Source organism: Streptomyces sp. ICC4 (assembly GCF_003287915.1).
GTDB lineage: Bacteria > Actinomycetota > Actinomycetes > Streptomycetales > Streptomycetaceae > Streptomyces > Streptomyces tritrimontium.
Window position 1 is genome coordinate 6,789,747 of the sequence record NZ_CP030286.1, and the last position, 13,083, is coordinate 6,802,829.

General features: G+C 72.4%; 13 protein-coding genes. 5 read left to right on the forward strand and 8 right to left on the reverse strand.

Going from position 1 to position 13,083, the window contains the following annotated elements; genetic code table 11:
- Window positions 1-5: 5 nt before the first annotated feature.
- Complete coding sequence (locus DRB89_RS31805) at window positions 6-2,993, forward strand: bifunctional [glutamine synthetase] adenylyltransferase/[glutamine synthetase]-adenylyl-L-tyrosine phosphorylase (protein ID WP_112451675.1); 2,988 nt, start codon at window positions 6-8, stop codon at window positions 2,991-2,993.
- Between the two features lie 59 nt (window positions 2,994-3,052).
- Here DRB89_RS31805 and DRB89_RS31810 read toward each other — a convergent pair whose 3' ends face one another.
- The 4 genes from DRB89_RS31810 to DRB89_RS31825 form a co-directional block, all read right to left on the reverse strand.
- Window positions 3,053-4,015: a hypothetical protein gene (locus DRB89_RS31810; protein WP_239516425.1), complete on the reverse strand. Its 963-nt coding sequence runs from the start codon at window positions 4,013-4,015 to the stop codon at window positions 3,053-3,055.
- Entirely contained in the window at window positions 4,012-4,536 is a 525-nt protein-coding gene (locus DRB89_RS31815) for a SigE family RNA polymerase sigma factor (RefSeq protein WP_112453972.1), read from the reverse strand. The genes DRB89_RS31810 and DRB89_RS31815 overlap by 4 nt, the downstream gene beginning before the upstream one ends.
- Before the next feature lie 91 nt (window positions 4,537-4,627).
- Window positions 4,628-5,707: a helix-turn-helix domain-containing protein gene (locus DRB89_RS46105; RefSeq protein ID WP_275432037.1), complete on the reverse strand. Its 1,080-nt coding sequence runs from the start codon at window positions 5,705-5,707 to the stop codon at window positions 4,628-4,630.
- A gap of 178 nt (window positions 5,708-5,885) precedes the next feature.
- On the reverse strand, window positions 5,886-6,371 hold the full coding sequence (locus DRB89_RS31825) for an ATP-binding protein (protein WP_239516427.1): 486 nt from the start codon (window positions 6,369-6,371) through the stop codon (window positions 5,886-5,888).
- Between the two features lie 109 nt (window positions 6,372-6,480).
- Here DRB89_RS31825 and DRB89_RS31830 point away from each other — a divergent pair, with 109 nt between their 5' ends.
- The gene (locus DRB89_RS31830; RefSeq protein ID WP_112451673.1) at window positions 6,481-7,338 is read left to right on the forward strand and encodes a helix-turn-helix transcriptional regulator; all 858 of its coding nucleotides are present in this window, start codon (window positions 6,481-6,483) and stop codon (window positions 7,336-7,338) included.
- A complete protein-coding gene (locus DRB89_RS31835) occupies window positions 7,335-7,598 on the forward strand; it encodes a DUF397 domain-containing protein (protein WP_112451672.1) in 264 nt (87 codons plus the stop codon). The genes DRB89_RS31830 and DRB89_RS31835 overlap by 4 nt, the downstream gene beginning before the upstream one ends.
- 2 nt (window positions 7,599-7,600) lie before the next feature.
- On the opposite strand, the gene DRB89_RS31840 is transcribed toward DRB89_RS31835, so the two are convergent.
- A complete protein-coding gene (locus DRB89_RS31840) occupies window positions 7,601-8,341 on the reverse strand; it encodes a protein phosphatase 2C domain-containing protein (RefSeq protein WP_112453968.1) in 741 nt (246 codons plus the stop codon).
- A 171-nt stretch (window positions 8,342-8,512) separates the two neighbouring features.
- On the opposite strand from DRB89_RS31840, the gene DRB89_RS31845 reads away from it, so the two are divergent.
- On the forward strand, window positions 8,513-8,776 hold the full coding sequence (locus DRB89_RS31845) for a hypothetical protein (RefSeq protein ID WP_239516428.1): 264 nt from the start codon (window positions 8,513-8,515) through the stop codon (window positions 8,774-8,776).
- 51 nt (window positions 8,777-8,827) lie between these two features.
- Here the strand turns inward: DRB89_RS31845 and DRB89_RS31850 are convergent, their stop codons facing one another.
- Window positions 8,828-9,442: a TetR/AcrR family transcriptional regulator C-terminal domain-containing protein gene (locus tag DRB89_RS31850; RefSeq protein WP_112451670.1), complete on the reverse strand. Its 615-nt coding sequence runs from the start codon at window positions 9,440-9,442 to the stop codon at window positions 8,828-8,830.
- A 121-nt stretch (window positions 9,443-9,563) separates the two neighbouring features.
- On the opposite strand from DRB89_RS31850, the gene DRB89_RS31855 reads away from it, so the two are divergent.
- On the forward strand, window positions 9,564-11,024 hold the full coding sequence (locus DRB89_RS31855; RefSeq protein WP_112463514.1) for an APC family permease: 1,461 nt from the start codon (window positions 9,564-9,566) through the stop codon (window positions 11,022-11,024).
- A gap of 88 nt (window positions 11,025-11,112) precedes the next feature.
- Here the strand turns inward: DRB89_RS31855 and pyrF are convergent, their stop codons facing one another.
- Together pyrF and DRB89_RS31865 are read right to left on the reverse strand one after the other, a co-directional pair.
- Window positions 11,113-11,955 (reverse strand): orotidine-5'-phosphate decarboxylase, encoded by an 843-nt coding sequence (gene pyrF / locus DRB89_RS31860; RefSeq protein WP_112446820.1) that lies wholly within the window; start codon window positions 11,953-11,955, stop codon window positions 11,113-11,115.
- Window positions 11,952-13,061 (reverse strand): quinone-dependent dihydroorotate dehydrogenase, encoded by a 1,110-nt coding sequence (locus tag DRB89_RS31865; protein WP_112446819.1) that lies wholly within the window; start codon window positions 13,059-13,061, stop codon window positions 11,952-11,954. Before DRB89_RS31865 ends, pyrF begins: the two co-directional genes overlap by 4 nt.
- Between the last annotated feature and the right edge of the window lie 22 nt (window positions 13,062-13,083).

A 13,083-nucleotide genomic window follows, 5' to 3' on the forward strand; every position in this document is an offset into this window, starting at 1 on the left:
GCGGGATGACAGTCCCGGGACGCAGGAGCAGTACCTTCAGCCGGCTGCTGCGCAGCGGCTTCACCGACCCCTCCGCCGCGGCCCGGCTCCTCGACACCGACGCGCTGGCCGCCGTACGCACCGATCCCGTGCTCCTCGACGCCCTCGGAGCCACCGCCGACCCCGACCTCGCCCTCCTCGGGCTGGTCCGGCTCGCCGAGGCGCAGACGGCCGACGAACTGCCCGTACTGCTCGACACCCTCGTCAGCGCCAAGCCCCTGCGCGACCGCCTCCTCGGCGTGCTCGGCGCCTCCGAAGCACTCGGCGACCACCTCGCCCGCCACCACCAGGACTGGCGGGCCCTCGTCACCTACGAGGCCGCCGACCTGCACCCGGGACTCCCCGAGTTCGAGAACGGACTGGCCGGCGCCCACAACCCCGTCGACCTGCGCGTCGCCTACCGCCGCTGCCTGCTCTCCATCGCCGCCCGCGACGTCTGCGGCACCACCGACGTGGCCCAGACCGCCGCCGAACTCGCCGACCTCGCCACCGCCACCCTGCGCGCCGCCCTGCGCATCGCGAGCGCCGCCGCCCCCGCCGACGCGGCCGCCTGCCGGCTCGCCGTCATCGCCATGGGCAAGTGCGGCGGCCACGAACTGAACTACGTGTCCGACGTCGACGTCATCTTCGTCGGGGACGCCGCCCCCGGCGCCGACGAGGGCAAGGCGGTCCAGGCCGCCACCCGCCTCGCCTCCCACCTCATGCGGATCTGCTCCGACACCACCGTCGAAGGCACCATCTGGCCCGTCGACGCCAACCTCCGCCCCGAGGGCAGAAACGGTCCGCTCGTCCGCACCCTCGCCTCCCACCTCGCCTACTACCAGCGCTGGGCCAAGACCTGGGAGTTCCAGGCCCTACTCAAGGCCCGCGCCGTCGCCGGCGACGAAACGCTCGGCGCCGAGTACGTCGAGGCCATAACCCCCCTCGTCTGGCAGGCCGCCGAGCGCGAGAACTTCGTCGCCGACGTCCAGAAGATGCGCCGCCGCGTCGTCGACAACATCCCCGCCGCCCAGGTCGACCGCGAACTCAAACTCGGCCCCGGCGGCCTGCGCGACGTCGAGTTCGCCGTCCAGCTCCTCCAGCTCGTCCACGGCCGCTCCGACGCCACCCTGCACTCCTCCAGCACCCTCGAAGCGCTCCACGCACTAGCCGCCGGCGGCTACGTCGGACGCGCCGACGCCGCCCAGCTCAACGACGCGTACCGCTTCCTGCGCGCCATGGAACACCGCATCCAGCTCTACCGGCTGCGCCGCACCCACCTCGTCCCCGAAGACGAGAACGACCTGCGGCGCCTGGGCCGCTCCATGGGCCTGCGCACCGAACCCGTCGCCGAGCTCAACAAGGCCTGGCGCCGCCACGCCTCCGTCGTCCGCCGCCTGCACGAGAAGCTCTTCTACCGCCCGCTCCTCGACGCCGTCGCCCAACTCGCCCCCGGCGAGACCCGGCTCTCCCCGCGCGCCGCCGGCCAGCGCCTCGAAGCCCTCGGGTACGCCGACCCGGCCGCCGCCCTGCGCCACCTCGAAGCCCTCGCCTCCGGCGTCACCCGCAAGGCCGCCATCCAGCGCACCCTGCTGCCCGTGCTCCTCGGCTGGTTCGCCGACTCCGCGGACCCGGACGCCGGCCTGCTCAACTTCCGCAAGGTCTCCGACGCGCTGGGCCGCACCCCCTGGTACCTGCGCCTGCTGCGCGACGAGGGCGCCGCCGCCGAGAACCTCGCCCGCGTCCTGTCCGCCGGCCGCCTCGCCCCCGACCTGCTCATGCGCGCCCCCGAAGCCGTGGCCCTGCTCGGCGACGCCGAAGGCCTGGTCCCCCGTACCCGCGAGGCCCTCGAACAGGAGGTGCTCGCCGCCGTCGGCCGCGCCGAGAACCCGGAGGCCGGCGTGGCCGCCGCCCGCGGAGTGCGCCGCCGCGAACTCTTCCGCACCACCGCCGCCGACATCATCGGCTCCTACGGTACGGAGGACAGCCCGGCCGAGGAGGACCACGGAGCCCTGGTCGACCGGGTCGGCGACGCCGTCTCCGACCTCACCGCCGTCACCGTCGCCGGAGCCCTGCGCGCCGCCGTCCGGGGCCACTGGGGCGACACCCTGCCCACCCGCTTCGCGATCATCGGAGTCGGACGCTTCGGCGGACACGAGCTCGGCTACGGCTCCGACGCCGACGTCCTGTTCGTCCACGAACCCCGCGAGGGCGTCGACGAACAGGAGGCCGCGAAAGCCGCCCAGCACGTCGTCTCCGAGATGCGCAGACTGCTCCAGCTGCCCACCGCGGACCCGCCGCTGCTCATCGACGCCGACCTGCGCCCCGAAGGCCGCTCCGGCCCGCTGGTGCGCACCATCCCCTCCTACGCCGCCTACTACCGCCGCTGGTCCCTGACCTGGGAGTCCCAGGCCCTGCTGCGCGCCGAGCCGATCGCGGGCGACGCCGAGCTCGGTGCCCGCTTCATCGAGCTCATCGATCCGCTGCGCTACCCGATGGAGGGTCTCGGCGAGGACGCCGTCCGCGAGATCCGGCGGCTGAAGGCCCGGATGGAATCCGAGCGCCTGCCCAGGGGCGCCGACCCGACCCTGCACGCCAAACTGGGGCGCGGCGGCCTCAGCGACGTCGAGTGGACCGTCCAGCTGATCCAGATGCGCCACGCCTGGGCCGAGCCCGGCCTGCGCACCACCCGGACCCGCCGGGCCCTGGCAGCCGCCCACGCGGCCGGCCTGATCCCCACCGAAGAGGCGCAGATCCTCGACGAGGCCTGGGTGCTGGCCACCCGCGTCCGCAACGCCGTGATGCTGGTCCGCGGCCGGGCCGGGGACAGCTTCCCCTCCGACGTCCGCGAACAGGCGGCGGTCGGCCGCTACCTCGGCTATGCGGAGGGCCGGGTCGGCGAGATGCTCGACGACTACCGCCGCATCACGCGCCGCGCGCGGGCGGTGGTGGACGAACTCTTCTACGGCGCGTAGGACCTCGCCGCCGACCCCTGTACGGCGGCGAGGTCCTACGGGCTCCGCCCGGCTCCCCGTTAAGGGATGGGCTTGTCGTAGGCCTGGTCCTGGTTGGAGTCGTAGATCCGCTTGCCCTGGGCGTCGTAGCCCTGGATGCGCGGGGCCTCGGTGACGGCGCGGTCCAGCATGCTGGTGGCGGCGAACCAGCCGTGGTCGAGGGCGGCTTCGACGCTGACGCTGCCGTAGCTGACGGTGACTCGGGCGACGCTGGAGTCGACGGTGCCGATGCTGCCCCAGCGGTAGGGCAGCTTCCACGGACCCTCGGAGCGCAGCCGCTGCAGGTGGAGCTTGCCCCCGTTCATGTCGGGGACGACCGCTCCGCGCTCGGGGTCCGCGTCCCTGCGGGAGGTGTTGATGCCGCTCACCCGGCCGTCCTTGATGGTGCAGATCAGCCGGGTCTGCGGGGGATTGTCCCTGACTGCGACTACGAAGTGGCCGTCCCCCGGGGAGTTGTCGTTGCCGGTGCTGCGGTGCGCGAGCAGGATCCGATAGTCGGTGGCCTTGCCCAGGTCCGTCCGCTGGAAACCCGACGAGCTGGAGTGCTCCCGGTCGTAGGCGAGGCACTGCTCCAGCCCGGCGGCCGCGTCCTGGAGGGTGATCCCGTCGGCGAGCTGCCCGGGAGTCGCGGGAGCGCCCGGCCCGGCGGGCGCCAGCGGGGCCGGCGCCGTCACGCTCGGTCCCGGGCCGCCGCCGGCCACGGACACCCGGTCCGCGGGCCCGCCGCCGCTGTTGCCGGTGAAGGCGAGGGTCGTGGCCGGTACGACGGCCAGCGCGACCAGGGCGGCCCCCGCCACCGCCAGCCTGCGCCGCCGCTCCGCGCGGCCCTGCCGGACGATCTCCGGATACGGCGCGGCGGCGGGACGTACGGCGTCCGCGCCCTGGGCCATCCAATCCCGCAGGTCGAGCTCGAACAAGTCGTCGTGCCGGTAACCCGGCTCGTTGCGCTGTCCGTTGCCCTGTCCGTTGCCCTGCCCGTTCACGCGGCCGCCCCCTCGTTCCTCGTCGCGATCCGGCTCAGTCCGGGCCAGGCGCGCAGTTTCGCCAGCGCCTTGGAGGCCTGGCTCTTGACGGTGCCCTGGGAGCACCCCAGGACGTCGGCGGTCTCGGCCTCGGAGAGGTCCTCCCAGTACCGCATGACCACCACCGCCCGCTGCCGGGTCGGCAGTTCGGCCAGCGCCTCCATCAGCACGTTGCGTTCGTCGGCCCACGCCACGCGGTGGTCGTGCACCGACGTGTCCGGCACGCGGTCCGTCAGGCGCTCGGCGACCCGGCGCTTGCGGAACCGGTCGCTGTTGCAGGTCACCAGCATCCGGCGGACGTACGCCTCCGGACTGTCCATGCGCGCCACGCGCCGCCACGACCGGTACGCCTTCGCGAGCGCGGCCTGGGTCACGTCCTCCGCGTCGTGCGGATCACCGGTCAACAGGTACGCGGTTCGCACCAGATGGGTCCAGCGTGCGGCGACGAACGACTGGAACTGAGCTTCTTCCTCGGCTTGCATCGGCACCTCCTTCGCCCCCTTGACCACCACCCGCCCGGATTCGGTTGCCCGGAAGCGCAATCGAATCCTCGCGGGTCGCCGACCGGGGGAGTCAGGCGGCCTTGGCCGCCGTGCAGGGGGCGCAGTGGCCGGGGGAGGCGGCGCGGAAGGCGCGATCGCAGTCGTCGCAGGTCTGGAACGGCAGGATCTCCCGGTCCTTCGGGGGCCGGACACCGACAGGGCGCTCCGAGAGGCGGGGCGGCCGCAACTCCCGGAGCCGGTACGCCAGCAGGGCCCCGGGCGACCGGATCGGCCCGTCCGGAAGGCAGCCCGCGAGGGTGGCGCTGGTGGCGGCGGGGCTCAGGCCGAGCTTCAGCCAGCCGGTCAGGCTGGGCGCGAGCCGCGCCACGTCGCGCTCCGAGAGCATCAGCCTCGGGTCGCGCAGCCGCAGGCGGGCGAGCAGCTCGGCGGCCTCCCGGTGTTCCTCGGGGAGGGGCCCTGCGGGTGCGGGTGCGGACAGGGACGCGAACGCGGTCCGGGACACGGTCTCGTGCCGGGACGTGGCCTCGGCCCGGCGGGCCACCGGCGCCGCCGGTGCGGGGCCGGGGTGGGAGCCGGAGCCGGGTCGGGGGCCCTGGCCGGGCCCGGGGGCCGGTTGGGAGCCGGGATCCAGACCGGCGCCGGGTCCGGGGTCCGGGTCGGAATCCGGGTCGGGGTCGGAATCCGGGTCGGCGTCCGGGCTTGAGTCCTCAGCCGGTACCCGTACCGGCAGCAGCACCGGAACGGGCGCCAACACCGGTGCCACGGCCGGGACTCGCTCCGGCGGGGCCGCCCGCAGGGCGAGCGGGACGTTGTACGACACCGTTCGGGTGATGACCTGCCCCGACGGGAGCCGCTCCCGGATCCGGGCCAGGTAGCCGTGCGCTTCCAGCTCGCGCAGGGCCGCCGCGATGCGGGTCTCGCCCTCGGAGAAGCGCGCCGACAGGGCCTTGATGGAGACCAGGGCGCCGGTGGGCAGGGACTGGATGTGGGTGGACAGGCCGATCGCGGTCAAACTCAGCTCGCGGTGCTGGGCGAGCCGGTTGCAGATCTTGACGTAGCGCTCGGCCTGGGGGTCTTGCTCGTGCATGACGCCGGGCCTCGGATTGCCGTACGGAGCGCGCAGCGGCGCGCTAAGCTGCTGTTCAGCCACGGGAAGCTCCACTTCCTGAGCGGTGAGGCCCTCGGCCGGGATGCCAGTCCCGTCGGGGGCCGTTCGCATGTCTGGGGTTGTCGAGGCTGAGCCTGCACCCTGAATTGGCATATGCGCCAGCCGGGTTGGGCTCATTCACCCGACCGAGTGAGCGCGGCCCGGGTTTGGTTGGGTTGGGTTATTTCCCCGGGTCTTTAAAGCGGTTTACGTCGTGCGCCACCGCTACGTCGTCCACCGGGTCGTGGATACCCAGATCCGGTGAACCGAGATGCGGTGTGCCGATTTCCGCCCAGACCGTTTTCAGTGGAACGGGCCCGACGGACACCCCCCAGCGGTCCGCCAGCGCCGCGACGAGTGCCATGCCTCGGCCGGACTCGGCGTCAAGGGACGGGAATTCGGCGGTGGACGGCGGCGCGCACTCGGCGCGGGTTTCGCTCACCTCGATACGGAGCGTGCCGCCCGAAGTGGAGATCCGGAGCCGGAACCCCCGTCCGGGGACCCGGCCGTGCGTGACGGCGTTGCTCGCGAGCTCGGCGACGACTTGGGCCGCGTCATGGAACGGAAGCCCCCAGTCCGCCAGTTGTGCGGCGGTGAGTTGCCGGGCGGCGCGGGCGCCGTGCGGGGTGGCGGGGAGCGTGGCGACGAAGGCGATTTCCTGATTCACGTGACTCAGCGTGGCGAGCCGTGCGTAACCTGAACAGGAATGAGGCCGCCCTGTACGGCGGTTGTCCAGGGCTGTCCCGCCCTGTCCCGCCTGTCCCTCGGGGGTGGAGATGAATGCAGACGGTGTCGACGAGTCGAGTGAATCGAGTTGGGAACTCGACCCGGAGGATGAAGCGGGGGCCGTTATCGCCACCGTGGGCCGCCAGTTGCAAATGTGGCGGGAGGCCGCCGGGCTCGACCGTGCGCAGTTCGGTAAGCGCCTGGGATACGGGCCGAACCTGATCTACAAGATCGAGCGCGGCGCGCGAATCCCGCGCCCGGAGTACTTGGACAAGGCGGACGAGATCCTCGGCGCGGGCGGCAAAATCGCCGCGATGAAGGACGACGTGGAAAAGGCCCGCTACCCCAAAAAGGTCCGGGCCCTGGCCAAGCTGGAGTCCGACGCGGTCGAGTTGGGCGCCTACGGGAACCACAACCTGCATGGTCTGCTCCAGACGGAGGAGCACGCGCGGGCGCTGTACGAGGTCCGGCGGCCGGCCTTCTCGCCGGACGTGGTGGACCGGTACGTCGCCGGCCGCATGGCCCGGCAGAAGATGTTCCACCGACAGCCGTCACCCGCCCTGACCTTCGTGCTGGAGCAAGTCACGCTGGAGCGGCCGATCGGCGGGCGGGCGGTACTCCGCAGGCAGTTGGAGCACCTGCTCGACATCGGGCAGCTGCGCAACGTAGAGATCCAGGTGATGCCGATGGACTGTGACGATCACGCGGGGATGGGCGGGCAGATCGACGTCCTGAAGCTCAAGGACGGTTCGACGATCGGGTACGTCGAGGCGCAGTTGATGAGCCGCCTGATCACCGACGCCAAGGACATCCAGATCCTCGAACTCCGGTATGGGATCATCCGGTCACAGGCTCTCAGCCCACGGCAGTCGAGGGCCTTCATCGAGAAAATGCTGGGGGATACATGAGCATCAAGCCCTCGACCGGCGGTCCTTCCGCACTGACCTGGGTCAAGAGCAGCTACAGCGCCAGCAGCAGCAACGACTGCGTCGAAGTCGCCTGGTTCAAGAGCAGCTACAGCGCCAGCGACAGCAACGACTGCGTCGAGGTGGCGATGCTGCCCGAGGCGATCCTCATCCGGGACTCCAAGGTCACGGATGGCCCCCGCCTCGCCGTCGGTCCGGTGGCCTGGACCGGGTTCGTGGGGTACGCGACCAGGCGTCGGTGACGTCACGCGCCGATGCGTACCAGCGCGAGGGTGATGTTGTCGGGGCCTCCGGCTTCGATGGCCGCCTTCCACAGCTCGTACGCCGCCTTGCCGTCGTCGTGCACCCGCAGCACGTCGTTGATGGCCTCGTCGGGCACCGGGTCGGTCAGCCCGTCGCTGCACACCAGGTAGCGATCGCCCATGGCCAGCGGGAGGGCCGCCACGTGGGGAGTGAGGACGTGGGGCCCGCGGCTTCCACCGAGTGTCTGCGTGACGACCGACGTGGTGCGGTGGCCCGGTAGCAGCGCCGGGCTGTCGTCCACGCTGACCTGGCGCAGCCCGTCCGGAGCCGCGTGGAACACCTTGCTGTCACCGACGTTGAACGACAGCAGCGACTCCGCCGTGACGAGGGCGCCGGCGACCGTGGTGCCCATGGCGGTCAGCTCCGGACGGCCGTCGGTGGCTGAGTACACCGCGCGATTGCAGAGGTTCAGCGCGTCCTCGATGGCTTCGACGCCGTCCAGCGAAGGGCCGAGCAGGGCGAGCTGGCGGACGACCAGCTCGCTGGCGACCTCGCCGGCCGGCTGCCCACCCAGCCCGTCGGCAACCGCGACGACGAGCGGCCTGCCGAGGGGGAACAGGAGCGTCTGGGGGCTCCGGGTCGTGGTCCCGCACAGCGTCCACGGTCCGACGACGAGGCTGTCCTCGTTCTGATCGCGAACCAGCCCGACATGACTCAGGGCGGTCACGGCTATGTACGCCACGATGACGTCCCGCCTCTCCGCAACGGCCGATGCGTCCCTCACCACCATTGTCACGCCACTCGGCATGCGGCGCGTGACCTGCCGGAGCACGCTGGTCCTGGGGCCTGAAGGACCTGAAGGAAAGGACTGCGGGAGATGTTCGCGAGGCTGAGTACCTACCAGGGGTCACCGGTGCCTGCGGAGGGAGACCTGACCACGAATTCGGAGGCGATCGTCCGGCAGGTTCAGGACGTTCCCGGCTTCCGGGGCGTGTATTACCTCGTCGACCGGGCCTCGGGGAAGGCCACGTCGCTGACCCTGTGGGAGGACGAGCGGACCATGCTGGAGAGCGAGGAGCGTGCCGCCCGGATCCGCGAGGAAACAGCACAGCGGGAAGGCCAGCGGATCGTCTCGGTCGAACGCTTCGAGGTCGGATTCAGCCACCTGGAGCCATAGGCGTGGGTCTGCGCAACGAAGCAGGCTCAGGCCGCTGACCTGGGCCTGCTTTCAGCCGGTCGGTTCCGCCTCGCCCCGCAGGGTCCGCGCGTACGCCAGGAACGCCGCCAGCCCGACTTCGAAGGCGGCCTCCGCGCGGCCCGGGCCCTGCGCGGCCAGCGCCTCCGCCAGCAGCGGGGTCTGCGGCGTCGGCTCCCACATGGCCTCCGGCGCCGCGAGGTCCAGGGCCGAGCCCAGGACCAGGTTCTCCAGCCCCGTCAGCAGCGGCATCACCCGCTCCACGCGGAACCCGGCCCGCAGCAGCAGCGCCACCGCCTGCTCGTACTGCGCGAGCACCGCCGGGGCCCGTACCGGCGTGGTCATCAGCAGCGGGATGGCCCGCGGGTAGGCGGCGAAGGCGGCCCGGTAGGACCGCGCCCAGGCCTCCAGCGCCCCGTCCCAGGGCTCCCCGGCCAGGGCCCCGCCGTCGATTCCGGCGCACACCCGCTCCCGTACCAGCTCCACCACCCCGGCCCGGCCGTCCACGTGGTGATACAGCGACCCGGTCTGCACGCCGAGCGCCCGGGCGATCTGCGGCACGCTGAACTCGCCCTGCTCCGCCAGCAGTTGCAGGGCGGCAGCGCCGATCCGCTCCCGGTCCAGCAAGGGGGTGCGTGGCCGTGCCATCGGTGTTCTCCCGCCGTCAGGTCTTCCCGTACGCCAAAACCGGAGGCTACATTGCCGCAAACCGAAAGCCTTTAGGTTTTTGCGTCCCCGCCGCCCGCCGTTCGCAGAAGGGTGCTCCCGCATGCCCGAAACGCCCGAGCCGCCGAGAACCGGAACCGAGCTGCGCCGCGGCGCGCTCGGTACCGCCGACATCTCCTTCTTCGTCATCTCCGCCGCCGCCCCCCTCACCGTCATGGCCGGCGTCGCCCCCGTCGCGATCCTCCTCGGCGGCGTCGGCGCCCCCGCCGGCTACCTCCTCGCCGGCCTCACCCTCGCGGTCTTCGCCATCGGCTTCACCACCATGAGCCGCCACGTCCGCAGCGGCGGCGCCTTCTACGCGTACATCGCCCGCGGCCTCGGCAAGCGCGTCGGCATCGGCGCCGCGCTCCTCGCCCTCGTGGGCTACAACGGCATGGAGATCGGCGTCTACGGCCTCCTCGGCACCACCACCGCCGACACCGCCCACTCCCTGGCCGGCGTCGACGTCCCCTGGCTGCCCGTCTCCCTCGCCGGCCTCGCCCTCATCTGGTACGGCGGCTTCCGCTCCATCGACTTCGGCGCCAAGCTGCTCGGCGTGCTGCTCGTCGCCGAGACCGGGATACTCGTCCTCCTCGCGGGCGGGGTCCTCATCGAGGGCGGCGCCCACGGGCTCTCCCTCGGCTCCTTCGCCCCGGGCGCCGTGCTCGTCCCCGGCACCGCGGCCGTCCTGGCCTTCGCCTTCGCCGCGTTCACCGGCTTCGAGTCCACCGTCATCTACCGCCGCGAGGCCCGCGACCCCGACCGGACCGTCCCGCGCGCCACCTACATCGCCGTCGCCTTCCTCGGCCTCTTCTACGCCTTCATCGTCTGGACCGTCATCCAGGCCTTCGGCTCCGAGGAGGTCCTCACCGCGGCCGGCGAGGACCCCGCCGGCCTCTTCTTCACCGCCATCACCACCTACGTCGGCCCCTGGGCGGCCGACCTGATGCACGTCTTCATCGTCACCAGCGTCATCGCCTCCCTCCTCGCCTTCCACAACGCCATCAACCGGTACGTGCTGGCCCTCGCCGAAGAAGGCGTACTGCCCGCCGCCCTCGGCCGGATCCACCCGCGCCACGGCTCCCCGTACCTCGCCGGCCTCGCCCAGACCGCCCTCGGTGCCGTCATCGTCCTCGGTTTCGCCCTCGCCGGAGCCGACCCGTACCAGCAGCTCCTGCTCTGGGTGAACACTCCCGGCATGATCGGGCTCATGGCCCTGATGCTGCTCGCCGCCATCGCCGTGCCCGTCTACTTCCACCGCGTCCCCCACGACGAGGGCCCCTGGCGGACCCTGGTCGCGCCCGTCACCGCCGCCGTGCTGCTGGCCGTCGCGATCTGCCTGGTCGTCTCCAAGGTGGGCCTGTTCACCATGGCCTCCACCACCGTCAACACCGTCCTCGTCGCCCTCGTCCCCGCCGTCTTCGCGGCCGGCCTCGTCCTCGCCCAGCGCCTGAAGACCCGCCGCCCCGAGGTGTACGCCCGCTTCGCGGAAGAGCCCGCGACCGCGACCGCCCCCACCCCATGATCGCCCGCACCCCGCCCGGCCGGCACCGGCCGAAAGCCCCGACCCCCAGGGCCGTACGCCCCTGCGCGGGCGCCCGGCAACGCGTGGGTCAGGCCGAGACGGCCGCGCGGATCTCGTCCGCGAACCGCTCCGCCGCGCCGCGCAACGCACCCGCGTCGGGTCCGTGCTTCAGCACGCCCCGCGACACGTTCGGCACGACATTGCGGACGGCCGCGCCGAAGACCGCCGGGAGGTCCGCCGCCGTCGCGCCCTGCGCGCCGATGCCGGGGGCCAGCAGCGGCCCGTTGATGTCCAGGTCGAAGGAGGACAGGTCCCCGAGGGTCGCGCCCACGACGGCTCCGAACGAGCCCATCGGGGAGGCGCCCGCGTTCTCCGCCGCCAGGTGCCCGAGCATCGTCGCGCCGATCGTCCGGCCGTCCGACCGCACGGCCCGCTGGACCTCCGCGCCCTCCGGGTTGGAGGTCAGGGCCAGGACGAACAGGCCGGCCCCCGACTCGCGGGCCAGGTCGACCGCCGGCTTCAGCGAGCCGTAGCCCAGGTACGGGGAGACGGTCAGCGCGTCGGAGAAGAGCGGCGAGGACGGCGACAGGAAGGTCTGCGCGTACGCGGCCATCGTCGAGCCGATGTCGCCCCGCTTGGCGTCCATGACGACCAGCGTGCCCGCCGCCCGGGCGTCGGCCACGGTCTGCTCGAGCACCGCGACGCCCTTGGACCCGAACCGCTCGAAGAACGCCGCCTGCGGCTTGAAGACCGCCACCGAGTCGGCCAGCGCCTCGACGACCGTGCGGGAGAACTTCTCCAGGCCCGCGATGTCGTCGTCCAGGCCCCACGAGGCCAGCAGCGCCGCGTGCGGGTCGATGCCCACGCACAGCGGACCGCGGGTGTCCATCGCCTCGCGCAGGCGGGTACCGAACGGGATCACAGGGCTCACAGCGCGGCCTTTCGGGTTTCGGCGCCCACCGCGTCGGCGAGGGTCGCGTACGGGCTGGCGGCCAGGCGCGCGGCCAGGCCCTTGTGGATGGCGCGGGCGTAGCAGGGGCCCTCGTAGATGAAGGCGCTGTAGCCCTGGACCAGGCTCGCGCCGGCCAGGATCCGCTGCCAGGCGTCCTCGGCGTTCTCGATGCCGCCGACGCCGACCAGGACCAGCCGGTCGCCGACGCGGGCGTACAGCCGGCGCAGGACCTCCAGCGAGCGCTCCTTGACGGGGGCGCCGGACAGTCCGCCGGTCTCCTTGACCAGGGACGGGGAGGACTTCAGACCGAGGCCGTCGCGGGCGATGGTGGTGTTCGTGGCGATGATGCCGTCCAGGCCCAGCTCCAGGGCCAGGTCGGCGACCGCGTCCACGTCCTCGTCCGCGAGGTCCGGGGCGATCTTGACGAGCAGCGGGACCCGGCGGTCGGTGACGGCGCGGTCCGCGGCTTCCCGTACGGCGCTCAGCAGCGGGCGCAGCGACTCGGTCGCCTGGAGGTTGCGCAGTCCCGGGGTGTTCGGGGAGGAGACGTTGACGACCAGGTAGTCGGCGTGGCGGGCGAGGCGCTCGGTGGAGGCGACGTAGTCGGCGACGGCCTCCTCCTCGGGCACGACCTTCGTCTTGCCGATGTTGACGCCGACGACGGTCTTGAAGACCGGGTTGCGGGCGGCCAGGCGGTCCGCCACGGCCGCCGAACCCTCGTTGTTGAAGCCCATGCGGTTGATCAGCGCACGGTCCGGCACCAGCCGGAACAGCCGCTTCTTCGGGTTGCCCGGCTGGGCCTGGGCCGTGACCGTGCCGATCTCGATGTGGTCGAAGCCGAGCATCGACATCCCGTCGATGGCGACGGCGTTCTTGTCGAAGCCGGCCGCGAGCCCGAAGGGGCCGTGCATCCGCAGGCCGAGGGCCTCGGTGCGCAGCGATGCGTACCGGGGTGCCAGGAAGGCGGCGACGAAGGTGCGCAGGACCGGCGTGCGGGCGGCGAGGCGGATCCAGCGGAAGGCCATGTAGTGGGCCTGCTCCGGGTCCATCCGCTTGAAGACCAGGTCGAAGAAGAGTTTGTACATCGTGCAGGGGTTCCCTTGTGCG